This window comes from Streptomyces cinnabarinus (genome assembly GCF_027270315.1).
GTDB classification, from domain to species: domain Bacteria; phylum Actinomycetota; class Actinomycetes; order Streptomycetales; family Streptomycetaceae; genus Streptomyces; species Streptomyces cinnabarinus.
Map to the genome: position 1 here is coordinate 5,204,697 of NZ_CP114413.1, position 24,203 is coordinate 5,228,899.

24 protein-coding genes are annotated in these 24,203 nt (G+C 70.4%); 20 read left to right on the forward strand and 4 right to left on the reverse strand.

Features of this window, described 5'->3' with window-relative positions:
• Positions 1-4: 4 nt before the first annotated feature.
• The 5 genes from STRCI_RS23595 (at position 5) to STRCI_RS23615 (ending at position 2,562) form a co-directional block, all read left to right on the forward strand.
• Entirely contained in the window at positions 5-913 is a 909-nt protein-coding gene (locus STRCI_RS23595; protein WP_269664626.1) for a type II secretion system F family protein, read from the forward strand.
• A gap of 32 nt (positions 914-945) precedes the next feature.
• Positions 946-1,197: a hypothetical protein gene (locus STRCI_RS23600; RefSeq protein WP_015658575.1), complete on the forward strand. Its 252-nt coding sequence runs from the start codon at positions 946-948 to the stop codon at positions 1,195-1,197.
• 95 nt (positions 1,198-1,292) lie between these two features.
• The gene (locus STRCI_RS23605) at positions 1,293-1,673 is read left to right on the forward strand and encodes a TadE family protein (RefSeq protein WP_269660962.1); all 381 of its coding nucleotides are present in this window, start codon (positions 1,293-1,295) and stop codon (positions 1,671-1,673) included.
• The gene (locus STRCI_RS23610) at positions 1,673-2,107 is read left to right on the forward strand and encodes a TadE/TadG family type IV pilus assembly protein (RefSeq protein WP_269660963.1); all 435 of its coding nucleotides are present in this window, start codon (positions 1,673-1,675) and stop codon (positions 2,105-2,107) included. Before STRCI_RS23605 ends, STRCI_RS23610 begins: the two co-directional genes overlap by 1 nt.
• A 38-nt stretch (positions 2,108-2,145) precedes the next feature.
• Positions 2,146-2,562, forward strand: coding sequence for a Tad domain-containing protein (locus tag STRCI_RS23615; protein WP_269664627.1), 417 nt, complete (start codon positions 2,146-2,148; stop codon positions 2,560-2,562).
• Between the two features lie 18 nt (positions 2,563-2,580).
• Here STRCI_RS23615 and STRCI_RS23620 read toward each other — a convergent pair whose 3' ends face one another.
• Complete coding sequence (locus STRCI_RS23620; RefSeq protein ID WP_269660964.1) at positions 2,581-2,931, reverse strand: hypothetical protein; 351 nt, start codon at positions 2,929-2,931, stop codon at positions 2,581-2,583.
• A 72-nt stretch (positions 2,932-3,003) separates the two neighbouring features.
• Here STRCI_RS23620 and STRCI_RS23625 point away from each other — a divergent pair, with 72 nt between their 5' ends.
• The 10 genes from STRCI_RS23625 to STRCI_RS23670 all read left to right on the forward strand — a co-directional run bounded on the left by STRCI_RS23625 (position 3,004) and on the right by STRCI_RS23670 (position 16,293).
• A complete protein-coding gene (locus STRCI_RS23625; protein WP_269660965.1) occupies positions 3,004-3,651 on the forward strand; it encodes a hypothetical protein in 648 nt (215 codons plus the stop codon).
• A gap of 117 nt (positions 3,652-3,768) precedes the next feature.
• Entirely contained in the window at positions 3,769-8,301 is a 4,533-nt protein-coding gene (locus STRCI_RS23630) for an RHS repeat-associated core domain-containing protein (RefSeq protein ID WP_269660966.1), read from the forward strand.
• Positions 8,302-8,318: 17 nt separating this feature from the next.
• A complete protein-coding gene (locus STRCI_RS23635) occupies positions 8,319-8,957 on the forward strand; it encodes a hypothetical protein (protein ID WP_269660967.1) in 639 nt (212 codons plus the stop codon).
• On the forward strand, positions 8,950-9,423 hold the full coding sequence (locus STRCI_RS23640) for a hypothetical protein (RefSeq protein WP_269660968.1): 474 nt from the start codon (positions 8,950-8,952) through the stop codon (positions 9,421-9,423). The genes STRCI_RS23635 and STRCI_RS23640 overlap by 8 nt, the downstream gene beginning before the upstream one ends.
• A 34-nt stretch (positions 9,424-9,457) precedes the next feature.
• Positions 9,458-9,991, forward strand: coding sequence for a hypothetical protein (locus STRCI_RS23645; RefSeq protein WP_269660969.1), 534 nt, complete (start codon positions 9,458-9,460; stop codon positions 9,989-9,991).
• Entirely contained in the window at positions 9,988-10,515 is a 528-nt protein-coding gene (locus STRCI_RS23650; protein ID WP_269660970.1) for a barstar family protein, read from the forward strand. Before STRCI_RS23645 ends, STRCI_RS23650 begins: the two co-directional genes overlap by 4 nt.
• 187 nt (positions 10,516-10,702) lie before the next feature.
• Entirely contained in the window at positions 10,703-13,651 is a 2,949-nt protein-coding gene (locus tag STRCI_RS23655; RefSeq protein WP_269660971.1) for a BTAD domain-containing putative transcriptional regulator, read from the forward strand.
• Positions 13,648-14,373 carry a prepilin peptidase gene (locus STRCI_RS23660; protein ID WP_269660972.1) on the forward strand — a complete coding sequence of 242 codons (726 nt, stop codon included), beginning with the start codon at positions 13,648-13,650 and terminating at the stop codon, positions 14,371-14,373. The genes STRCI_RS23655 and STRCI_RS23660 overlap by 4 nt, the downstream gene beginning before the upstream one ends.
• A gap of 72 nt (positions 14,374-14,445) precedes the next feature.
• Positions 14,446-15,645, forward strand: a complete 1,200-nt coding sequence (gene mqnC / locus STRCI_RS23665) for a cyclic dehypoxanthinyl futalosine synthase (RefSeq protein ID WP_269660973.1) — start codon at positions 14,446-14,448, stop codon at positions 15,643-15,645.
• Positions 15,646-16,293, forward strand: a complete 648-nt coding sequence (locus tag STRCI_RS23670; protein ID WP_269660974.1) for an amidohydrolase family protein — start codon at positions 15,646-15,648, stop codon at positions 16,291-16,293. It abuts the gene before it with no gap.
• 31 nt (positions 16,294-16,324) lie between these two features.
• On the opposite strand, the gene STRCI_RS23675 is transcribed toward STRCI_RS23670, so the two are convergent.
• Positions 16,325-17,293, reverse strand: coding sequence for a chitinase (locus tag STRCI_RS23675; protein WP_269660975.1), 969 nt, complete (start codon positions 17,291-17,293; stop codon positions 16,325-16,327).
• 152 nt (positions 17,294-17,445) lie between these two features.
• Between STRCI_RS23675 and STRCI_RS23680 the strand changes: the two genes are divergently transcribed.
• The 4 genes from STRCI_RS23680 to STRCI_RS23695 are packed head-to-tail and all read left to right on the forward strand — an operon-like array spanning position 17,446 to position 21,748.
• Entirely contained in the window at positions 17,446-17,706 is a 261-nt protein-coding gene (locus STRCI_RS23680) for a hypothetical protein (protein ID WP_269660976.1), read from the forward strand.
• Positions 17,703-19,934, forward strand: coding sequence for a bifunctional polysaccharide deacetylase/glycosyltransferase family 2 protein (locus STRCI_RS23685; protein ID WP_269660977.1), 2,232 nt, complete (start codon positions 17,703-17,705; stop codon positions 19,932-19,934). Before STRCI_RS23680 ends, STRCI_RS23685 begins: the two co-directional genes overlap by 4 nt.
• Positions 19,935-21,017, forward strand: coding sequence for an acyltransferase family protein (locus STRCI_RS23690; protein ID WP_269660978.1), 1,083 nt, complete (start codon positions 19,935-19,937; stop codon positions 21,015-21,017). It abuts the gene before it with no gap.
• A 35-nt stretch (positions 21,018-21,052) separates the two neighbouring features.
• Positions 21,053-21,748: a demethylmenaquinone methyltransferase gene (locus STRCI_RS23695; RefSeq protein WP_269660979.1), complete on the forward strand. Its 696-nt coding sequence runs from the start codon at positions 21,053-21,055 to the stop codon at positions 21,746-21,748.
• An 18-nt stretch (positions 21,749-21,766) separates the two neighbouring features.
• Here STRCI_RS23695 and STRCI_RS23700 read toward each other — a convergent pair whose 3' ends face one another.
• Positions 21,767-22,090, reverse strand: coding sequence for a PASTA domain-containing protein (locus STRCI_RS23700; protein WP_418953369.1), 324 nt, complete (start codon positions 22,088-22,090; stop codon positions 21,767-21,769).
• Between the two features lie 133 nt (positions 22,091-22,223).
• On the reverse strand, positions 22,224-22,745 hold the full coding sequence (locus tag STRCI_RS23705; RefSeq protein WP_269660981.1) for a GNAT family N-acetyltransferase: 522 nt from the start codon (positions 22,743-22,745) through the stop codon (positions 22,224-22,226).
• 97 nt (positions 22,746-22,842) lie between these two features.
• Between STRCI_RS23705 and STRCI_RS23710 the strand changes: the two genes are divergently transcribed.
• Positions 22,843-24,129: a geranylgeranyl reductase family protein gene (locus STRCI_RS23710; protein WP_269660982.1), complete on the forward strand. Its 1,287-nt coding sequence runs from the start codon at positions 22,843-22,845 to the stop codon at positions 24,127-24,129.
• Positions 24,130-24,203 lie beyond the last annotated feature (74 nt).

A 24,203-nucleotide genomic window follows, 5' to 3' on the forward strand; every position in this document is an offset into this window, starting at 1 on the left:
GACGATGCCGATCGTCGTCGGCGCGGTCTTCGGACTTGGCATCTACGCCCTGGTCCGTGCCCTGATGCCGACCAAGCGCAGCGCGGTCTCGCAGGTCGCGCGGATCGACGCGATGCGGGCACGCGGGGCGGCGTACGAATCCGCCAAGCCCACGCAGAGCAAGGGCCGGTTCGGCTCGACACGGTCCGAAGTCGGCCGCCGTGTCGCCGAGTTCTACCTCCAGCAGGGGTGGGAACAGCGCTCGCTGCGGGCCGACCTCGCCGTCCTGGAGCGCAGCTGGGAGAACTTCCTGGCGACGAAGGCGCTGCTGGGCGTGGCGGGTCTGTTCTTCGGCCCGTTCCTGTTCGCGGTCGTCTGGACCCTCGGCTTCGGCAGCAGCCCGATCATCCCGGTCTGGCTCGCCCTGCTGTTCGCGGTCCTCTTCTTCTTCCTCCCGGATGTGGAGGTACGGCGGGACGCGGCCGAGAAGCGGCGCGACCTGCGGCGCGTGATCGGCGCCTACCTGGACCTGGTGTCGATGAGCCTGGCCGGCGGACGCGGTCTGCCGGAGGCGCTGATGGCGGCGGCGGAGGTGTCGGACGGCTGGGCCAACCAGCGCATCCGCAACGCCCTCGCCGACGCCCGGATCACCGGCATCAGCCAGTGGCAGGCGCTGGGTTCGCTCGGCGAGGAGCTGGGCGTGGAGGAGCTGAAGGACCTCTCCGCCTCCCTCGCCCTGGTCGCGGACGACGGTGCGAAGGTCCGTGAGTCCCTCGCCTCCCGCGCCGAGACCATGCGGCACCGCGAACTCGCCGAGATCGAGGGCAGCGCGGGCGAGAAGTCCCAGTCGATGCTCGTGGCGCAGCTGCTGCTCTGCGCCGGCTTCCTGGTGTTCCTGATCTATCCGGCCGCCATGCGTGTGTTCCAGGTCTGACGCCGACCAACCCTCTGAAAGGACAACTGACCATGACCGAACGGAACTTCCGTACGGGGATCCCGGCGGTGGACTTCCTCGTCACCTTCCTCCAGGGCCGCGTGCAGCGCGCCCGCTCCGGCGAACTGGACCGCGGTGCCTCGGCGGTGGAGTGGGTCATCATCTCCGCGGTCGTCGTGGCGATCGTCGGCGTGGTCGCCGCGATCATCAACCGCGCCCTCGAGGGCGGTGCCGAGAAGGTGGAGAACTGCATCAACGGGGCCAACCAGAGCGGCACCTGCTGAGTTCGGGTACGGGTACTGGTACGGGGGTGCAGCGACGTATGCGGAGATGGATAAGCCGTAGACGGGAGGCGATCCTGTCGCGCGGTGACTCCGGCATGACCGCGATCGAGTTCGTGCTGCTGACCCCCGTGCTGTTCTTCATGATCTTCGCGACCGTGCAGTTCGCGCTGTACTTCTTCGCGGACCATGTGGCCCAGGCGGCGGCGCAGGCCGGTGCCCGCAAGGCCCGTGCCACGGCCGACGCCCAGCCGGGCGGCTGGCGCGGCGAGGCCCGTACGGTCGTGAACAGCTACATCGACCAACTGGGCCCGGCGCTGGTGCTCTCGCCGAACGTGACGATGCTCCAGCCGGAGCAGAACACGGTGGGCGTGGAGATCACGGCGAAGGTGCCGTCGGTCTTCCCTGGCCTGGACTTCACGGTGCACGCGCAGTCGGCGGGGCCGGTGGAGCGGTTCGTGCCGGAGGGGGAGAACTGATGAAGTCCCTTCGGGACGAACGGGGCTCGGCGATGGGTGACGACCGGGGCCTGTCCACGGTCGAGGTGGTGATTCTCGCGCCGGTGATGATGCTGTTCATCCTGGTGCTCGTCGCCTTCGGCCAACTGGTCGACGGGCGGGGCGCCTTGGACGGTGCGGCACGTGACGCCGCCCGCGCGGGCTCCATCCAGAAGGACCACGGCACGGCGATGGCCGAGGCGCGCAAGGCGGCGGCCGCGAATCTGGCGGACGTGTGCACGGGCCCGGTGACGGTGACCCAGACGAGCACGGGCTTCGACCCCGAGGTGGACCCGCTGTTCTCGGTGCAGGTCAGCTGCCGGGTCCGCGGTCTGGCCATGCTCGGCCTGGACATCGACCCGACGATGGACGCGAGCTTCAGCTCCCCGCTGGACCCCTTCCGGAGGTCGGCGTGAAGAGCGTGCGGCAGTGGCTTGCCGACCTGCACGACCGCATGGACGACCGAGGTTCGGGCGCGGGCGCGGTGATCATCTTCGCGCTGGTGTTCCTGTCCCTGTCCGCCTTCGTGATCGACGGCGGCCTGTCCATCTCCAAGCGGGAGCGCGCGGCCGACATCGCGGAACAGGCGGCCCGTTACGCCGCCCAGGACATCGACCGCGAGGCCCTCTACGACAACGAGGGCGGGCCCGCGCCGATCAACTTCGAGAACTGCGACGCGCGCGTGAAGGCGTTCGCGCGCGAGATGGACATGTCCGGGGCGGACATCGCGGCGACGCACTGCGTGGTGGCGGCCGTGGACCAGGTGCAGGTCGAGGTCCAGCTGACCTACTCCCCGGTGTTCACCGGCATGTTCTACGGCGGTGATGTGATCGTCCGCGGGCAGGCGGTGGCGGAGAACGAGGTGGGGTGACGCGGGAGTCCCGCGGCCTCAGGCCTTGTTGCCGCCCCCGTCCCCCTTCTTCCCCCGCGTGTCCTCGGTCTTCATCGCGTCGTTGACCTGCTTGGCCAGCTCGTCGTCGAGCTTCTTGAACTCGCGGACCACCGCGTCGGACATGCCGGCGAGGGCGTCGAGCTGCTGGCCGATGTCCTCGCGGCCGTCCTCCCAGTTGGACTCGAAGTCGTCGAGAGCGCCGGTGACGGTGCCGTCGCCGATGTCGTCCTCGTAGGACTCGAACATCTTCTTGGTGTGGTTCATCCGGGTCTTGATGGACCGCAGCCGCCGCCCGTAGTCCTCCAGGTCCGTCAGCGGCAGTGAGAGATCGCTCTTGCCCTTGCCCATGTGTTCGTCCCCCGACCGTTCCTCGTAGGCTGATCGGCACGGTACATCGCACGCAGGGGGAAGGTCGACGTCATGGCCCGCTACATGGAGGCGCTCACGATCGAGCGCGGCGGATTCCTGATCAAGGTTCCGGAGTCGTGGTGGGAGTTCGACGTCCGTCCCGAGTCCCGGGACGACTCGATCCGCCGGATGGTGAACGAGCGGATCGAGGCCAATCCCGAGCTGGCCAAGTACCGTGACCTGTACACCGACTTCCTGCGCAAGGCGGCGGCCGACGCGTGGAAGTCGGGCGCGCTGTACTGCGGCTGCATGGCGGACAGCTTCGGCGGGGATGTCCCGATCACGGGCTCGGTGACGGTGTCCCTGGTGGGCGGCCGCTCCGCGTCCGGTGAGCCCCTGTCGACGGACCCCGTGGTCATGGCGCGGCAGCTGGCCGTCAAGGAGGCGAAGAAGGAGGGCGACTCCTGGCGCAAGGTGACGACGGTCGACATCCCGGGAGTGGGCCCCGCGGCCCGGACGTACGGCATCGAGGACATCACGATCCCGGACGATGCCCTGAAGCGCACGGTCCGCGCGGTGCTGATGCAGACGTTCATCCCGGTACCGGGCCAGGAGGGAAAGGTCGCCCTGGTGGCGGGCAGCAGCCAGATCCTGGACCTGGCGGACTCGTTCTTCGACATCTTCGACGCGATCACTTCGACGTTCCGGTTCGCGGAGTAGCCCTCGGCGGCGGAAGAGAAGGGCAGTTCCGGCCGATCTTCCCATCGAACTGCCGTGCCTTGTATGTTCACTTGTGCGTACGGTTGTTGGTGATGCGCACGTGACGGGGGTTGCGGTATGGCGGGGCATCGGCCCACGGACTGGCATGTCCTGGACCTGGAGAAGGATCCGGTGCCGGGGGATCCGCAGCAGGTGCGGCAACTGGCCAAGAAGTTGCACGACTTCGCGGATGACGTGTCGGACGCGTTGCGTCTGGTCAAGGGGATGGCGGGGGAAGGGACCCTCGCCGAGTGGGCGGGGAAGTCGGCGGATGTCTTCAAGGAGGACTTCGCCGATGTCCCGAAGAATCTGCGGAAGTTGAAGACGTCGTACGAGATGTGCGGCGATGCGCTGTCGGATTACTGGCCGAAGCTGGAGCGGGCGCAGGCGCTGGCGGACCGGGCGCTGGCCCGGGGCCGGGAGGCGCAGTCGGATCTGTCGTCGGCCAAGTCGCGTCTGTCGTCGGCTGATTCGTGGGTGACGCGGGCTTCGAAGGAGTCCGACAAGTACAAGGACGATCCCACGGGGAGCAAGTCCGCGGACAAGCCGGACGAGGCGAAGGTGCGGGCGGCGGCGCGGGACGCGCAGCATGCGGAGACCGCGCAGGCCAACGCCCGTGGTGATGTGGCCGATGCGCAGGGCGCGTTGGACGCGGCGAAGAAGATGGCCGAGGACGCGCGCAAGATGCGCGAGGAGGCCGCGCGGACCGCGAAGACGAAGATCGACGAGGCTTCGGACGCCGGTATTCAGAACCGGTCGTGGTGGGAGGACGTCGGCGACTGGTTCGTGGACAACTGGGACACGATCGTCGCGGTCTGCAAGGTCGTCGTCGCGGTGCTCGGTGTGATCGCGTTGATCATCGGTGGGCCGATCCTGGGTGCGATCGTGCTGATCGCCGCGCTGGTCGTGCTCGCGGACACGCTCTACAAATATTCGCAGGGCCGGGCGTCGCTGTGGGATGTGGGGCTCGCGGCGCTGGACTGCATACCGGGGATGAAGGGCCTGACCACCCTCGGCGGACTCGCCAAGGGCCTCAAGGGCGGCATGGCCGCGATGCAGGGGATCAAGGGCGGCCTCAAGGGCATGGGGCTCGCCCTGCGCGGCTTCGGCAAGAGCGCCCGGGGCATGCTCGCCAACGGCGCCAAGGGGGCGTACGACCGACTGGCGAGCGTCGTTCGCCGAGGTGGCAGCGACCCGGTGGACATGGCCACGGGCAGGATGTTCCTCCCGCTGGCCGACGTGGAGCTTCCGGGAATGCTCCCGCTGGCCTTCGTGCGGCGGGTGGAGTCGGGGTACGCGACGGGCTGGTGGTTCGGTCCCTCCTGGTCCAGCACGGTGGACCAGCGGCTGGAGATCGATGCCGAAGGCGTCGTGTTCGTCACCGAGGACGGGCTGCTCCTGGCCTATCCGCACCCGGACGGGCCGGACGCACCGGTGCTCCCGGAGACCGGCCCGCGCTGGCCGATGTCCCGGCTGGAGAGCGGCGGTTACACGGTCACCGACCCGGCCACCGGACACATCCGTCGTTTCGCGACGCCGTCCGACGGACTGGCCCTGCTGGAGCGGATATCCGACCGCAACGGCCACACGATCGCCTTCGACTACGACGAGTACGGCGCCCCGCTGGCCATCCGCCACTCGGGCGGCTACCACCTGAAGCTCACCACCGAGGACAGCCGGGTCACCGAACTGAGCCTGGCCGGCGCCGCCGAGGACGGCTCGGACGCCGTCATCAAGCGTTACCGCTACACCGACGGCAACCTGACCGAGACGATCAACTCCTCCGGCCTGCCACTGAAGTTCACGTACGACGAGCGTCTGCGGATCACTTCCTGGTCCGACACCAACAACCGCAGCTACTTCTACAGCTACGACACCCAGGACCGCTGTGTCGCCGAGGGCGGCGAGGCCGGTCACATCGCCATCACCCTCGACTACGACGGCACCGACCCCGCCTGGCCCGACTGCCACGTCACCACTCTCACCACCGCCGAGGGCGCGGCGAGCCGATTCGTGGTCAACGAGGACTGCCAGGTCGTCGCCGAGATCGACGCCTGCGGCGGCGTTACACGGACCGCGTACGACACCCATCACCACGTCGTGTCCTCCACGGACGCCCTGGGCCACACCAGCCGCTTCACCCACGACGCGGTCGGCCGCCCGCTGACCGTCGGCCACCCCGACAGCACGGTGACCCGCATCGCGTACGACGACCTCGGGCACCCCACGACCGTCACCCTGCCCGACGGGTCCAGCTGGCGCCGCGAGTACGACGGGCGGGGCAACCGCCGCTCCGAGACGGACTCGGCGGGTTCCACGACCCGCTACACGTACGACGACTCCGGCCGGCTGACCGGCGTCACCGACGCCCTCGGAGCCACCACCCGGATCCGCTGCGACGCCGCCGGACTGGTGGTCGAGGTGACCGACCCGGAGGGCAACCGGCGGGTGGCCCGTCGTGACGCCTTCGGCCGGGTCGACCGGCTCGTCGACCCGCTGGGGGCAGCCACCCGGTACCACTGGACCGTCGAGGGACATCTCGCCCGCGTGCTCGGACCGGACGGCTCACAGCAGTCGTGGGAGTACGACGGCGAGGGCAACTGCGTCCGTCACACGGACGCGACAGGTGCCGTCACCGCCTACGAGTACACCCACTTCGACCTGCTGGCCGCACGTATCCAGCCCGACGGGGTGCGGTACGCATTCGAGCACGACCCTTCGCTGCGGCTGACCCAGGTCTCCGCGCCGCAGGGCCTGACCTGGGAGTACGAGTACGATCCGGCGGGCCGGCTGGTCGCGGAGACCGACTTCGACGGCCGGCGGGTCACGTACCGGCGCGACGCCGCGGGCCGTGCCGTCTCCCGCACCAATCCGCTGGGCCAGACGGTCGCCTACGAGTACGACGCCATGGGCCGGCTGGTCGCCAAGGACGTGGACGGCGCGGTCGCCACCTTCGCCTATGACAGCGTGGGCCGAAGGCTGAGTGCCGCGAACCCGGACTGCGAGATGCTCTGGGTGCGGGACGCGACCGGGAGGACCGTCGCGGAGACGGTGAACGGCCGCAGCCTCGCCTTCCGGTACGACGCCGTGGGCCGACGTACCGAACGGACGACACCGGTCGGAGCCCGCGCCGTCTACGGCTACGACGGCTCGGGCAACATCTCCTCGCTGCTCACCTCCGCTCACACGCTCGCCTTCACCCACGACGCCGACGGCCGTGAGACCTCCCGACTGGTGGGCGATTCCCTCCGCCTCTCCCAGGGCTGGGACGTCACCGGCCGGCCGACGGAGCAGACGGTGACGGCGGCCGGGGGCACGGTCCAGCGCCGCGCCTACACCTTCCGCCCGGACGACGCCCTCGTCCGGATCGACGACTCGCAGCGCGGCGAGATCGGCATGGAGCTCGACGCCGCGGGCCGGGTGACGGAGGTCCACGCCCGCGACTGGACCGAGACCTACGCCTACGACGCCGGGGGCAACCAGACCCAGGCGGTCTGGCCCGGCCGGCACCCGGGCCGGGAGACCCAGGATGACCGCGGCTACGCGGGCAACCGCCTCGTCCACGCCGGTTCCGTGCGGTACGAGTACGACGGGGCGGGGCGGGTCGTCACGCGTCGTAAGACCCGTCTGTCGCGCACGCCCGACGTCTGGCGCTACGAGTGGGACGCCGAGGACCGGCTCACCTCCGTGACCACGCCCGACGGCACGGTCTGGCGCTACCGCTACGACCCCTTCGGCCGGCGCACGGCCAAGCAGCGGCTGGCCGACGACGGCATGACCGTGGTGGAGGAGACCCTCTTCACCTGGGACGGCTGCAACGTCGCCGAGCAGACCACGACCGCGTCCGGCCTGCCCCACCCGGTGACCCTCACCTGGGACCACGACGGCCTGGTCCCGGTGGCACAGACCGAACGGATCACCGACCGGGTCACTCAGGAGGAGATCGACTCCCGCTTCTTCGCGATCGTCACCGACCTCGTCGGAACCCCCACGGAACTCGTCGACGAGACCGGAGAGATCGCCTGGCGCTCCCGCAGAACCCTCTGGGGCATCACCACGTGGCAGGCCGACAGCGTCGCCTACACACCGCTCCGGTTCCCCGGGCAGTACCACGATCCGGAATCCGGCCTCCACTACAATTACCACCGCTATTACGACCCGGAAACCGCTCGGTACGTCTCCTCCGACCCGCTGGGGCTGGCACCGGCACCGAATCCCTACGGCTATGTGTCCAACCCGTTCCTGCGGATCGACCCGTTCGGGCTGTCGCCGTACCAGATCCTCTACCACGGGTCGGACAACTGGCAGGGGACGCAGTTCGCGCTGAACATCTCCGAGGAAGCGAAGCGGGCGGGTACGCCGAACGCCGGTGTGTACTTGACCGACGACTTCACCAGGGCGGCGACGGCGTACGGTCGGGACGGGCACATGGTGCGGGTCAAGGTGCCGAAGGAGTTCGCGGAGTCCATCTTCCAGCTGGGCGGCCCGAGCCACAACCAACCGGAGTTCTTTGTGAATACGCCCGAGGGGCTGGAGATAATCAACAAGGGAATCACTGAAATCCTGCCGACCCGAGAGGCCACAGGGAAATTCTTCGCCGGTCTGTGGTGACGAACGAGGTTCTTGATATGACGGAAAGACATGCGCCGATTTCTGAGACGGGGCTCGCGTACGACGTTTTCGCGCCGCTGTGGGGAATCCTCGAACTGGCCGCGGTGACCGCATCGGGGATGCGCCCCCTGAGGGACGTGTCGCTCGCGGACTTCGTGGGTGCCCATCGGGGCGAGGTGGACGGCATCCTCGAAACGGTCCGCGGCATCGGCGACTTCTCCGCCGACACGATGTCCATCTTCGAGCGGCAGGGAGGGTGGAACGACGGCCGCGAGGTGACGCCCGAGTACCTGATGATGTACTCGGGCTGCATCGAGGGCTATCCGCCCGACACCGATGATCCCGTCGTGCTGAGGCGCATGGTGCGCATGGGCGGTGACCTTCAGACGGCCGCTCTGATGAACGCGTTGGTGGGTACCGCCACCGTGCGCGGTCCCGGCCTGGCGGAGGCGCCGGGGCTGGTCCTCGAAGCCGTGCGGGGGGCGGGTGCGCTGCTGGGTGGCGACGGCGAACAGGTGGTCAGGGACGCCTTCCGAATGTGGCGGGTCGCCCATCTGCCGGGCGTCCTGCGGCCGGACGCCCCGGCGCCGCCCGCCGTGAAGGACAGGCTCAGGGCGTACGCCCACGCGCTGGAGAGCCTGATCGACGATGACTGAGGGCCGGAGCTGGAACTGGGAGACCGGGAAGGGCCTGCTGGGTATCGACGACCCGGCCGAGGTGGACGCGGCGTTCGAGCGCGGCGAGCGCGCCCTCGGCGCGGGGGTGATCGGGCTGGCCCTCAACTGCCCCCCGGAGGTGGCCTCGCCGCGGATCATCCGGGCCATCGAGGTGCTGGACCGCTCCCGACGGGACTTCCCGTTCACGGCCGCGGCCCATGTGGCCCGACTCAACGGCCGTCTGACTCCGGAGCTCTTCGCCGCGCTGCGCGCCGAGGGCATGGGCGGCTTCGCCGACCACGCCATCCGGGACACGCTGACGTACGTGCCGTTCCGGGACCTTCCGCCCTGGTTCAAAGGGCAGTTGGTCCGCACCACGGTGCTGGACAAACTGGACGCCTGGCGACTGAGCGCGCTGTACACGGCCGAGGACACCTGGAAAGCCCTGCGCCGCCGCCGCTCGTGAACGACGACGCGGGGGAGGGGAAAGGGAGCAAGTGATGATCGCCCTGCCGGTCCTTCTCTCCGAGCTTCTGACGCGGGTCGGCTCGGAGCGCGCGGTGACGCTGAGCCTCGACTTCGCGGAGCGGCCGGTGGCTCTCCGCGCGGAGTCGCTCACGCCCGACATGCGAGAGGCGTGTGCGCAGTACGTGGCCGCCGCCCGCGAGGCCCTCCGGCTCGGCCGGGCGAACGACCGGCTGGTCCGCGCCCACGAGGACTTCTTCGAGGCCGGCTGGCGCACACCCGACCACTCCGACGTCACACATGTGCTGAACTCCGCTGTACGGCTCGCCTGCCAGGACATGCTGATCGAGGTCGGCGCCCTGAACCGGGCCGGGCGCACGAACCCCTCCCCGAAGTACATAGCGAAGACAGCCCAGTCCGAGGTGGGCCGCTGGTACGCCGAGCGCGCCGACGACAGCGCGGACCGCAGGGAGGTCGACCGCCGCGCCCGCTGGGAGGAGGCGCGCTGGCAGATCCAGCATGTGATCGCCACGGAGCCGTATCCGGGTGGAGGGAGGGGTCGGTCATGAACGGGAACGATCGGGTCGTCCTCGTCCCCCGAGGGCTGGCTGAGGTCGACCGGCACCTGCGAGAGCTGGAGTCGCGAGGAGGCCGTGTCCTGCGCCTTCGCTCCGCCGACCTGATGACCGAGCGAGGCATCTACGAGACCTTCGCCGAAGTCCTCGGGTTCCCCGGCTACTTCGGCCGGAACTGGGACGCGATGGTGGACTGCCTGGACGACTTGTGCGGTGCGGTGACCGGTGGAGTGGGGGTGACCGTGGTCGTCGACGAGGCGGACCGCCTGCTGGAGGCGGAGCACTTCCCGCTGTTCGTCTCGGTCCTGTGCCAGGCGGCGGACCGGGCGAACTCGGGGGTCGACCTGGACGGTTGCCCTCGGGACCGGCCTGCCGTCGCCCAGCATTTCGTCTTCGAGTTCCTCGACTTCGAGGCCGAGGACATCGCGCGGCGGGTGGCGCAACCGGACCTGTCCGTGACCGTGGCGGCCGGGACGGTCGGGGCGGCGCTCGACCCCGGGGTGTGGCATGGGCGCTGACCCTTGTGTGGGGAAGGTGAGGGTCTCGGCCTTGCGTCGGGCAACTCGGGCTTTTCGGACGCGTGGTGGGTCACTGATGTCGGCGGACTGTTGCGCTTCTGCTCCAGCCTTCGACGGCCCCGAGGACAGTCCATAAGATCTCTGTAGTCTCAGTACACCCTCACACCCCAACCCCAGGACACTTTCCATGCCGCGACGCTCAAGCTCGACGGGAAGCCCGACCACCCCGCGGAACCGGACCCCGCAGCCCGTGCGGGTGCACCGGCGTTCCTTCGGGGACTTCGTCAAGGCGTTCCTCGCGTTCGTCGCGCTGGCTGTGCTGCTGGTCGGGGTGCCTGGGGCGTTGGCCATGTATCTCGGGTGGCCGGTGCCCAGCACCTGGGACCCCCAGGCGTGGCTCACCAATGAACTGAGCGTCGGGACGTTCCTGCACATCCTCACCTTCTTCGTCTGGCTCGCCTGGGCCCAGTTCACCGCCTGTGTGATCGTGGAGATGAAGGCCGCGCTGTCGGGAGTCGGCGTGCCGGGGCGCGTACCCGGCGCCGGGCCCAGCCAGTTGCTCGCCCGGCAGCTCGTCGCCGCGTTGCTCCTCGTCGGGGCCACCGCCGCCAGCCTCGCGCCGGGGCTCTCGCAGCTCGGCCAGAGTCTGGAGGGCAACCAGCGCGGGACCGTCGCCGCCGCCCAGCAGACCCCGGGCGGCGGGCTGTTCGCGCAGCAGCAGGAGCAGGCCGCCTCCGCCGCGGCCGCCCTCGCCGAGCAGGCGTCGCACGCCGAGACCGCGGCCCCGAGCACCGCCAAGGACGGGGACACGAAGTACTACCGGATCCAGCCGCCCGAGGGCCGCCACCACGACTCCCTCTGGGAGATCGCCGAACGGCACCTCGGCGACGGCCGCCGGTACAAGGAGATCTACCAGCTCAACAAGGACCGCGTGCAGCCCGACGGGTCGCGGTTGTCGGAGGCCAGCCTCATCCGGCCCGGCTGGATCATGGAGATGCCCGGCGACGCGCGCGGCGGCGATCTCGTCGAGATGCCGGACGAGACGCCCGATGTCTCCCCCGAGGTCGAGCAGCAGATCCACGACTACGCCAAGACCGGCGACCACGCCCAAGGCGGCGACCGGGCCCAAGGCGGCGGCCACGAGCGAGGCTCCTCCGGCGACACCGCCCAGGTCTCCCTCCCCGAACAGCGCCCCGCCGCCCCCGGGGAGCAGCAGCACGCCACCCCCGCCACCGAGTCCGACAGCTCCTCCTTCGGCCTCCCCGAAGCCCTTCTCACCGCCCCGCTCCTCGCCGCCGGTCTCCTCGGCGCCCTCGGCCGCAGGCGCCGCCAGGCCCTGTGGCAGTCGGCGCTCGGTTCCGTCGGCGGGCGGCGCGGGATGGAGCCGCCCACCCCGACCGGCGACGCCGCCGACGCACAGGACGCGCTCCTCGTCGGCGCCGACCCCGAGGGCGTACGCCTGCTGGACCGTTCCCTGCGCGGGCTCGCCGCCTCGCTCGCCGAGGAGTCCCGGGCCCTGCCCACCGTCTACGCCGCCTGGCTCAGCAACGGCGATCTGCATCTCCAGCTCGCCCAGCCCGCCGGGAAGCCGCCCGCCCCCTGGCAGCTCGGCCAGGACCAGACCTTCTGGATGCTGGCCCGCGCCGACGCCGAGCGCTACGAGGACACCGACACCGCCGCCCCGTACCCCGGTCTCGTCAGCCTCGGCACCATGGACGAGTCCCGGCTGCTGCTGAACCTGGAGTCCGTGCCCGGCATCGTCTCCCTCGCCGGCCGCGAGGCCGACCGGGCCGCCGTGTTCGCGTCCGTCGCCGCCGAACTGGCCACCAACGGCTGGTCCGACCGCATGACCATCACCCTCGTCGGCTTCGGCCAGGACCTCACCCCGCTCGCCCCCAACCGCCTGCGCCACCTCGACGGCATCGACGATCTGATCGAGACGATGGAGGCCGAGACCCGGCAGCGGCGCGGGGCGCTCGGGGCGGCGGGCCAGGACTCGGTCCTGACCGGCCGTACCGGACCCGCGCAGCACACCCGTTGGGCCCCGCACCTCGTCCTGCTCGCCGCGCAGCCCTCCGCCGAGGACGCCGTCAAGCTCGCCGAACTCGCCTCCGACGCCAGCCGCCTCGGCATCGGCTACCTCGTCGGCACCGAGACCGGCGATCTGCCGGGCGCCGCCTGGGAGATGGAGATCACCGGCGAGGGCAAGCTGCTCGCCCCGCTGCTCGGTCTTGAGCTGGAGGCGCAGCTGCTGCCGACCGCCCAACAGCAGGCCGTCGTCGAGCTGTTCGTCCAGGCCGACCCCGACGAGAGCCCGGACGGGCCGACGACCACCCCGCCGTTCCTGGTCGACGTCAGCGAGCAGGGACGGCCCGCGGTCTACGCCCGCCTCGTCGGCCCGTACGAGATCATCGGCCTCGACACCCCGGACGGCGAGCGCAGCGCCCTGCAGCACGAGGCGCTCGCGCTGCTGCTCCTGCACCGCGAGGGCGTGCACCCGCGGGTGCTGTCCTCCGCGCTGTGGCCGCGCGGGGTCACCGAGGACGTGCGGGACGCGCTGCTGGAGCGGCTGCGGGCATGGCTCGGCACCGACCCGGACGGCAGCCCGCGGCTGCGCACCGACTCCACCGGGCGGCTCACCCTCGCCAAGTCCGTCGTATCCGATCTGGATGTGCTGCGGTCGCTGTACCACGAGGCCACCCAGGGCCGCGGCGTCGGCAGCCGGGCCGTGCGCGGGCGGCTGCTCACCGACGCGCTGGTGCTGGTGCGCGGACCGCTGCTGGCCGACCGGGCCGAGGGCCGCTACCGCTGGCTCACGCACGAGATCATCGACGCACAGCTCCCGCTGCTGGTCGCGGACATCGGGCTCGCGCTCTCCGCGTTCCACCTGGAGAAGGACCGTGCGGAGAAGGCCATCGAGGCGCTCACCGCGGCCCTGAACTCCGCGCCCGCCGACGAGCGCCTGTGGCACGAGCTGCTGCGCGCCACCCACGCCACCGGCGACACCGCCCGCCTCCAGACGCTGGCCGCCGACCTCATCACCCGCAGCGGGGCGCGCGGACTGCCGCCGCGCACCGAGGCGCTGCTCGACGAGCTGCTGCCGACCTGGCGCGACGGCGCCGTCGCCGCGGGATGACCGACCTGCTCCTCGTACTCGCCGCCGCACTATGGGGTGCGGCGGCGGGCGCGTTCCTGCCCCGGGCCGCCTACCGCTTCTCCGCCCCGGCGGGCGAGCCCTGGCGGGACAGCTGCCCGCAGGGGCATCCGGTACGTGGCTGGCTCGGCCGCGCGCGCTGCGACAGCTGCACCAAGGCATACGGCCCCGGCGTCCCGCCCCTCTCCCTGGCCACCGCCGCCGTCTGCGCCGCCCTCGCCGCCGCCACCGGCACTCGCCCCGAACTGGGCGTATGGCTGCTGCTGGCGCCCCTCGGCGTGCTGCTCGCGGTGGTCGACTTCCGCGTCCAGCGCCTGCCGGACCCGCTGACCCTGCCGCTCGCGGGGGCCGCCCTCACCCTGCTCGGCGTGGTCGCCCTGGTCCCGGAGCACGCGGGGGAGTGGCCGACTGCCCTCTACGGCGCCCTCGCCCTCGGCGGCGGCTATCTCGTGCTCTTCCTGATCAACCCCGCCGGGATGGGCTTCGGCGACGTCAAACTCGCCCTCGGCACGGGCGCGGTCCTCGGCTGGTACGGCTGGTCCACGCTGATGCTCGGCACGTTCGCGGGCTTCCTGCTCGGGGCGCTGTACGGCGGCGCCCTCGTCGTCGTACGGCGGGCGGGACGCAAGACGGCGATCGCGTTCGGGCCGTTCCTGATCGCCGGGGCCTTCCTGGGACTGCTGATCGGGGCGTACACGGCCTGACGTCGGCCCCCGGAACCGGCTGGCGTAGGCTGGATCAGTCCGTCCACAACCCTTGACGAAAGGGACGCCCCGGTGACCGAGAAGGCCGACCTCCAGTCCGTCCTCGACCGTGCCGCGGAGGGTGGGCGGATCACTCCAGAGGAGGCGCTCGACCTCTACCGCGACGCCCCGCTGCACGCGCTGGGCGCCGCCGCCGACGCCGTACGCCGCCGCCGCTACGCGGGCACCGAGCACATCGCGACGTACATCATCGAGCGCAACATCAACTACACGAACGTCTGCGTGACGGCGTGCAAGTTCTGCGCCTTCTACGCGCCCCCCAAGGACACCGCCAAGGGCTGGACCCGCGACCTGGACGACATCCTGCGCCGGTGCGCGGAGACCGTCGAACTCGGCGGCACCCAGATCATGTTCCAGGGCGGCCACCACCCGGACTACGGCGTCGAGTACTACGAGAAGCACTTCAAGGCCATCAAGGACGCGTTCCCGCAGCTGGTCATCCACTCCCTCGGCGCGTCCGAGGTCGAGCACATGGCCCGGATCAGCGGGGTGTCGGTCGAGGAAGCGATCCAGCGCATCCACACGGCCGGCCTCGACTCCTTCGCCGGCGCCGGCGCGGAACTGCTCCCCGAGCGCCCCCGCAAGGCCATCGCGCCGCTGAAGGAGTCCGGCGAGCGCTGGCTGGAGATCATGGAGGCCGCGCACAACCTGGGCGTGGAGTCCACCTCCACCATGCTGATGGGCACCGGTGAGACCAACGCCGAGCGCATCGAGCACCTGCGGATGATCCGCGACGTACAGGACCGGACGGGCGGCTTCCGCGCCTTCATCCCGTACCTCTACCAGCCGATGAACAACCACCTGAAGGGCCGCACCCAGGCCACGATCTTCGAGTACCTGCGGATGATCGCGATCGGCCGGCTCTTCATGGACAACATCGCGCACATCCAGGGCTCCTGGCTGACCACCGGCCAGGACGCGGGCCAGCTGACGCTGCACTACGGCGCCGACGACCTCGGCTCGATCATGCTGGAGGAGAACGTCGTCTCGGCGGCCGGCGCCAAGCACCGCTCCAACCTCCAGGAAATGATCGACATGATCCGTACGGCGGGGCGGGTCCCGGCCCAGCGCTCGACCACGTACGAGCACCTCGTCGTGCACGACGACCCGGCGAACGACCCGGTCGACGCGCGCGTCGTCTCCCACATCTCCTCCACGGCGATCGAGGGCGGCACGGCCCACCCCGAGCTGAAGATCCTCGCCAACAACTAGATGCTCACCATCCATACGGCGGCCCTGGTGCTGCCGGTCGGCGCCGAGCCGGTGCCGGACGGGGCGGTCGTCGCCGACGGCGACCGCGTCGCGGCCATCGGGCCGTACGAGGAAGTGGCGGCGTCCTACGAGGGTGCGCGCACCCGGCGCTGGCCGGGCGTACTGACCCCGGGGCTACGGCAGTTGCACGGGCGGTGGCTCCTGACCCGGTGCTACCACCCCGACCCGCGCGAGGCCGACGAGCTGGGCACCGAGCCTCTCACCGGCGCGGCCCTCGCCGAACTCGCCCCGGACGCCGCCCGGATGGCGGGCAGCGTCCGCCGCGGCCTGCAACGGATGCTCGCCCACGGCACGACCCACGTCGGCGGCCCCTTCCCGGACGCCGTACGGCAGTCGGTGGTCCGCTCGGGCCTGCGCGAGGTGCCCGAGCCGTGGCGCTCGGCTCCACCGGTGTGGGACGGCCCGGACCTGGACCCCTTCGTGGAGGGCTACGACCTCCCGGCCACAGCCCATGGTCCGCTCACCGTTGGGGGTGCGGCAGACCTGGCGGTCTTCGATGTACAGGACGAGAAGACGCTCGCGGCGAAGGGCGCGGGGACGTGTGTGGCGACGGTGCTGGGGGGCCGACTGGTGTACCGCCGCCGCTAGAAACGAACCTTTTGGCGCCCTGCGCCCGAGCTCACCCCGCGAACACCGAGGCGAACTCACCGTCCTCCTGCTCCACCCCACTGCAATCGGTCTGCGCGTCATCCTCCGCATCCCCCTGAGCGCACTGCTGGTCCCTCACCGTCGACCACATGGACACCCACGCGACCCCCTTCTCCTCCGCGAACTCCCTTACCTGAGCCGCGTCCTGGAGCGAGAACGTCTCCCCGTCGACATCGTTCACGCCGATCATCGAGGTGAGCGCCATGGCCCGCCACGCAGTGGCGGACGACGTACCGAAGACGTCCCGAAGCTGCGCGTGCGCGGACTTCGCCGCGGCGAGGGCGTACTCGCCCATGTCACCGTCGTAGGACTCGCCGTAGTTCATCGTCATGAGGTTGACGGTGGAGACCTGAACGCCGTGATTGTTGGCGGAGTTCAGCAGAGCAATGCCGTCCTCGTCGAGTCCCGACGGCATCACGGGGAGCGTGAAGGAGACGCTCAGGTCCATGCGCTCCTCCTGGAGCAGGGCTATCGCCCGCGAACGCAGGTCCACCGAGCCGGAGTCGGAGAGTTCGTCGCCCTCGATGTCGAAGTCGGCCTGGGTGGAGCCCGCCGCGTCCAGGGCCGCGCCGTACGCCTTCGCCAGCGTGGAGGCGCTGCCGCAACGCGCCGCCAGCTCGTCCCCGGAGGCCCCGCCGAAGGAGACGCGGACCGTGGCCCCGGACTCCTTCAGCTCCGCGATCCGGGAGGCCACGGTGGCGTCGTCCACGCCGTACACGCCGCTCCAACTCGGCGCGCACTCCGTGCCGTCGGCGATGACGAAGGCCAGGTTGTACGTCGTGGGGGAGCCGGCGGTGTCGGTTTCGGCGGCGGTGAGGGCGCTGACGTAGGGGGCGTACGAGGTAGGACTTTCGGCGTTTCCGGAATTCTCCGCACATCCGCTGGCCGCCAGGACAAACAGCATGGCGATCCCGGCTGTCGCCTTCACAAAACTCCGCATTGAGTGAATGTCTCACATCGAACCGAGCGCCCGCCGAGATGCCGCTGTGAGGACCGGAACTCTCAGTGAAGGGACAGGTTAAGGCGTTTCTCACGGGCGCCTCACATGGCTTCGGCGTCCTGCGCACATAATGCCTGCCTAATGTCCGGGGAATGCATTCCGAGCCTGCCACCGAAAGCCGCGCAGCGGGGCCCGTGTTCGTCGACACTTCCGGACGCCGCTCGAAGGTGCTGCGCCGTATCGGCATCGCCGTCGGCGTCGGCTGCCTCGGGTACGCGGTCGTGCTGGGGATGGCCTTCATGGGCATCGGCACGTCCCTGGACCCGGCCGACCTGCTGCCGTTCGCGAACGGCGCCCAAGGCGTTCCCGGCCAGCAGCCGCCGACCGCTCCGGGGGCGCGGCAACTCCCATGACCACGACGACCCCCTCACGCGGCCGCCGCCGTGCCCCCACCCGGATCGAACGCGTCGCGGGCAGGGCCGCCGCGCTCCAGAAGCCGCGTGTCATCCTCGCCCTGCTGCTCCTGCTCGCCCTGACCAGCATCATGCTGCTGGACGGCTATCTGCGCGCCGAAGTCGGCGGTGACCAGCGCGTACGCACCGGGGCGGGTTCCGGCGACGTACCGGACGAGATCCTCGACGGCGGCCCGATCCTCACCTTCCGCGGCGGACAGGCCACCACGGTCTCGGTGCCGGACAAGACCATCGCCCTCACCTTCGACGACGGCCCGAACCCCACCTGGACGCCGCAGGTCCTGGAGATCCTGGAGAAGTACGACGTCCCGGGCACCTTTTTCGTGGTCGGCTCGATGGTGTCCCGCTATCCCGGGCTCGTGCGGGACCTGGTCGACCAGGGCAACGAGATCGGGATCCACACCTTCACCCACGTCGATCTGTCGTACCAGAGCGACGCCCGCGTCACCCGCGAGATCACCCAGACGCAACTCGCGCTGGCGGGCGCCGCCGGAATCACCACCACGCTGTTCCGGGCGCCGTACTCCTCGAAGACGGACGCCATCGACAACTACAGCTGGCCCGTTTACCAAAACCTCGGCGAGGACGGCTACACCAGCGTCTTCATCGACACCGACAGCGACGACTGGAAACGGCCGGGCGTCTCGAAGATCGTGAAATGGGCGACGCCCAGCAAGAACAACGGCGCGTCCGTGCTCTTCCACGATGCCGGTGGTGAGCGCTCGCAGACGATCAAGGCGCTGCCGAAATACATCGAGAAGATGAAGGCGAAGGGCTACACCTTCACGACCATCAGCGGCGTCATGGGGAGTCAGGGACCAACCGCCGGGAGTCCCGTGGCCGGCGGCCAGGGCTCGACCCTCCAGGCCGCACACCGCGAGGCCACCGGCGCCACCCTCTACGAGGGCAAAGCCCTCATCGCCGCCGTCGCGGTCGCCGAGTGGACCGTACCGGCGCTCTCCGTAGGCCTGATGGTCGTGGGCGTGGCCGTGCTGGGCCGGTTCGGGATGATGCTGGTCCTCGCCCGCCGCCACCACCGGCAACGCAACAGACGCCGTTTCAGGTGGGGTCCGACGGTCACCGAGCCGGTCAGCGTGATCGTCCCGGCGTACAACGAGAAGGAGTGCATCGCCAACACCCTCCAGTCGCTGGCCCGGAGCACCCATCCGATCGAGATCATCGTGGTCGACGACGGCTCGACCGACGGCACCTCCGAGATCGCGCGGGCCGCGGCCGACTCCCTGGGGATGCGGAACGTCCGCGTCATCCGCCAGGAGAACGCGGGCAAACCGGCCGCCCTCAACAACGGTGTGCGCAGCGCCGGTCACGGCATCGTCGTGATGATGGACGGCGACACCGTCTTCGAGCCGGACACCGTACGGCAGCTCGTGCAGCCCTTCGCCGACCCCGAGGTGGGCGCGGTCGCGGGCAACGCCAAGGTCGGCAACCGGAACACCGTCATCGGGGCCTGGCAGCACATCGAGTACGTGATGGGCTTCAACCTCGACCGGCGCATGTACGACCTGCTGCGCTGCATGCCCACGATCCCGGGCGCGATCGGCGCGTTCCGCCGGGACGCGGTACTGGAGGCCGGCGGGATGAGCGAGGACACCCTCGCCGAGGACACCGACATCACCATCGCCCTGCACCGCGCGGGATGGCGGGTCGTCTACGAGGAGCACGCGCGTGCCTGGACCGAGGCCCCGGGCTCGCTCAAGCAGCTGTGGTCCCAGCGCTACCGCTGGTCCTACGGCACCATGCAGGCGCTGTGGAAGCACCGCAAGTCCCTGACGGACAAGGGGCCTTCGGGCCGCTTCGGCCGGGTCGGGATGCCTCTCGTGGTGATCTTCCAGATCGTCACGCCGGTCTTCGCGCCGCTCATCGATGTGTTCACCGTCTACTCGATGATCTTCGTCGACTTCCGGGCGGCCCTGCTGGCCTGGCTCGCGGTGCTGGCCGTCCAGCTCGTCTGCGCGGCGTACGCCTTCCGCCTGGACCGGGAGAAGTACCGCTACCTGCTGATGATGCCGCTCCAGCAGCTGGCCTACCGGCAGCTGATGTACCTCGTCCTGATCCACTCCTGCGTCACCGCCCTGACCGGCGGCCGGCTGCGCTGGCAGAAGCTGAAGCGCACGGGCGAGGTCGGGACGCCGGCGGGGGTGCGCTGAGTGGGCTCGCACCGGCGCGGGGGGACGGCCGCCGCCGTAGTGGCCGCACCCTCCGTTCGTGACCGCTACTTCGACACCCTCCGTGCCGTCGCCCTGGTCCGGGTCGTGACCTACCACACCTTCGGCTGGGCTTGGGCCGGTCTGGTCTTCCCTTCCATGGGCGTCATGTTCGCCCTGGCCGGCACCCTGATGGCCAGGTCCCTGGAGGGGCCCGCGCCCAAGGTGGTCCGCGGACGGCTCCGCCGCCTGCTGCCGCCGTTCTGGTTCTGGGGCTTCTTCGTGGTGCTGGCGATGCTGTTCCACGGCTGGATGCCCGGCCGGCAGATCGTCTACTGGGTCGTCCCGCTCGGCGACCCGCCGGGCAACGCGTGGGGCGCCCAGGCGTACGAAATCCTCTGGTACCTGCGCACGTACCTCTGGTTCGTGCTCCTGTCCCCGCTCCTGCTGAAGGTGTTCCGGCTGGCTCCGGTCCCGGTCCTGCTGGCCTCCCTCGCTCCGATCGCGGTGCTTCAGTTCCTCTGGCCGGGCCCGGACGGCCGGCTCGGCAGCGCGCTGTGGGACCTGTCGACGTATCTCTTCTGCTGGATCCTCGGCTTCGCGCACCGCGACGGCGTGCTCCAGCGGCTGCGCCCGGCGGCCGTGCTCCTGCTCTCCCTCGCCGCCCTCGGCTACGGCGGCTGGTACGCCCTCGCCCACCAGGGGGAGTACGGCACCTACGACCTGGACGAGATCCCGCTCGCGCAGGCCTTCTGGTCCGCCGGGTTCGTGACGCTGCTGATGTGGGCCAAGGAGCGCTTCCGGATCGACTTCGCCGGGCTGACCCGGTTCCCGCGCCTGGACCGGCTGGTGACGGTCTTCAACGCGCGTGCCGTGACGATCTACCTCTGGCACGAGATCGCCCTGATCCTCGCCGTCCCGCTGATCGACCGGCTGTGGCAGGTGCCCGCCTTCGAGGCGTATCTGCCGCTGGAGAGCCAGTGGTTCATGTTCGGCGTCGGCTGGGTGCTGATCGCCGGATTCGTCCTGGTGTGCGGCTGGGTGGAGGACGTCGCCGCCAGGAAGCGGCCGAGGCTCCTCCCCTGAGCGGGTCCCGGCGGGCGTACTGCAAGAATGGGCGGGTGACCCGCCCTTCCCTGAACAAGCAGCCGCACGAAGTCGCCTCGATGTTCGACGACGTCGCGGAACGGTACGACCTGACCAACGACGTGCTGTCGCTCGGCCAGGACCGGGTGTGGCGCAAGGAGGTCGCCAAGGCGGTGGACGCCCGGCCCGCGCAGAAGATCCTGGACCTGGCCGCCGGTACGGCGACCTCCTCCCTGCCCTTCTCCCGCACCGGCGCCTATGTCGTCCCCTGCGACTTCTCGCTCGGCATGCTCCAGGTCGGCAAGCGGAAGCACCCGTGGCTGCCGCTGACGGCGGGCGACGCGACGAGGCTGCCGTTCAAGGACGACACCTTCGACGCCGTCACGATCTCCTTCGGCCTGCGCAACGTCCAGGACTTCGACGCCGGCCTGCGCGAGATGTACCGGGTGACCAAGCCCGGCGGCCGCGTGGTGATCTGCGAGTTCTCGCACCCCACGTGGGCGCCCTTCCGGACTGTCTACACCGAGTACCTGATGCGCGCCCTGCCGCCGGTCGCCCGCGCGGTCTCCTCCAACCCCGAGGCGTACGTCTATCTCGCCGAGTCCATCCGCGCCTGGCCCGACCAGCCCGCGCTGGCCGAGCGCCTCCAGAAGGCCGGCTGGTCGAAGGTGGCCTGGCGGAACCTGACGGGCGGGGTCGTGGCCCTGCACCGGGGGTTCAAGGAGAGCTGAGGGCGGCCGAGACCGGGTTCAGGGTGGGCCGAAGCCTACGCAGGCGGCGTAGGAATGGCCCCCCGGCTCGTCGAGTTCCCGTCGTAGCCCGCCGTGCGGGGGACGCGACGGCCGCGGCTCCCGCACTCCTCCGCCGCCCTCTCCCTCCCCGAACTCGAACCACACGGTGACCACGGCCCCGCGCGGTACCTCGACGCCGGGCGCCGGGTACTGCCGTACGACGTAGTCCACGACGGCGAGTTGAAGGTCCGGGCGGTCGGGCGAGGCGAGCAGCACGCCGCGCGCCTCGGCCGATACGCGCGCGTCCACGGCCATCAGACCGACCAGGCGCGGCACGCGCACTTCGGATGTCTTGGGCGGTTTGTACACAGACGTCACCCCCAGCGGTACCGGCAGAGTAACCCCCACCCGGTACCGCTCGGAAGCGCTAAGTGTCTTTCTGTGACAGTCAGTTACCGTCCGTAGTGAAAATGCTTCACGCCGCTCCGCTTGTCAGGTCCAGCCGGTAGCAGTGCCCCTCCCGGCCGCCCACCGGAGTCGTGTAGACCTCGGCGAGCCGCATGCCCAGGCGCTGGGTCACCGCGATCGAGCGCTGGTTGCGGGCGTCGACCATGGCCACCACGCCCGGCACCCCCGCCGCCCGCACCCGCTCCAGCGTGAGCCGCGCGGCCGCGGTGACACAGCCCCGGCCCCAGTGCGGCCGCGCGAGCCGCCAGCCGATCTCGATCTCCCCCGTGGGGCCCCAGTCCCGCTCCCAGGGCTGGGCGCCGGTGAAGCCGATGACCTCGCCGGACTCGTCCAGCACGGACCACAGGCAGAACCCGCGCTCGGCGTCGTGCCGGCGCTGTCGGGCCGTGAGCTCCTCGTAGACCGACAGGCCCGCGGATTTGCCGCCGTGGAACTCCATGACATCCGGGTCGTCGAAGAGCCGGTGCCAGGCGACGGCGTCCTCGTCGGTGGGAACGCGCAGCCGTACTGCGGGGAGAGCTCGGTTCACGGGGCAGCCCTTCAGCCGGGTGATCACTACTGCTGAATAGACTGCCCATGTCCTGTGCCGGTCGGCACGCAGATTTCGAACTTGGGGAGATCCCGCCGTGACCGAGCCCCTCCTCTCCGACAACTCCGCCGATGTGATCGTCGTGGGTGCGGGGCCAGCCGGCTCCACGACCGCGTACCACCTGGCCAAGGCCGGACTCGACGTACTGCTGCTGGAGAAGACCGAGTTCCCGCGCGAGAAGGTCTGCGGTGACGGCCTCACCCCCCGCGCGGTCAAGCAGCTCGTGGCGATGGGCATCGACATCTCCGAGGAGGCCGGCTGGCTGCGCAACAAGGGCCTCAGGATCGTCGGCGGCGGTGTCCGGCTCCAGCTCGACTGGCCCGACCTCGCCTCCTTCCCCGACTACGGCCTGGTCCGCAAGCGCGACGACTTCGACGAGCAGCTCGCCCGCCAGGCCCAGAAGGCCGGCGCCCGCCTCTACGAGCGCTGCAACGTCGGCGCCCCGATCATCGACGAGCGCACCGGCCGGATCACCGGCGTGAACGCCAAGCTCGGTGAGGAGAAGCGCGAGGTCGCCTTCCACGCGCCGCTCGTCGTCGCCGCCGACGGCAACTCCACGCGCCTGTCCCTGGCGATGGGGCTGCACCGGCGCGAGGACCGGCCGATGGGCGTCGCCGTACGCACGTACTTCGAGTCCCCGCGCCACGATGACGACTACCTGGAGTCCTGGCTGGAGCTCTGGGACCGCCGCGGCCCCGAGGACCGGCTGCTGCCCGGCTACGGCTGGATCTTCGGCATGGGCGACGGCACCTGCAACGTCGGCCTGGGCGTCCTGAACACCTCCGACTCCTTCAAGGAACTGGACTGGCGCGAGGTCCTCAAGGCCTGGTGCGCCTCGATGCCGGAGGACTGGGGCTACACCCCCGAGCACATGACCGGCCCGATCCGCGGCGCCGCCCTGCCCATGGCCTTCAACCGCCAGCCCCACTACACCAAGGGCCTGCTGCTGGTCGGCGACGCCGGCGGCCTGGTGAACCCCTTCAACGGCGAGGGCATCGCCTACGCCATGGAATCCGGCCAGATCGCCGCCGACGTCATCGTCCAGGCGCACGCGCGGTCCACGCCCGCGGGCCGCGAGCTGGCCCTCCAGCGCTACCCGCGCGTGCTCAAGGACACCTACGGCGGCTACTACACGCTGGGCCGCGCCTTCGTGAAGCTCATCGGCAACCCGAAGGTCATGAAGATCGCGACCCAGCGCGGCCTGACCCACCCGCTGCTGATGAAGTTCACCCTGAAGCTCCTGGCCAACCTCACCGACCCGACGGGCGGCGACGCGATGGACCGGGTCATCAACGGGCTGAGCAAGGTGGCCCCGAAGGCCTGATCACGGGCCTAGGGCCTGGTCGGACACGGGGGCCTGGTCGGATACCGAGGGTCGGTCGGACACCGGCGGCCCGG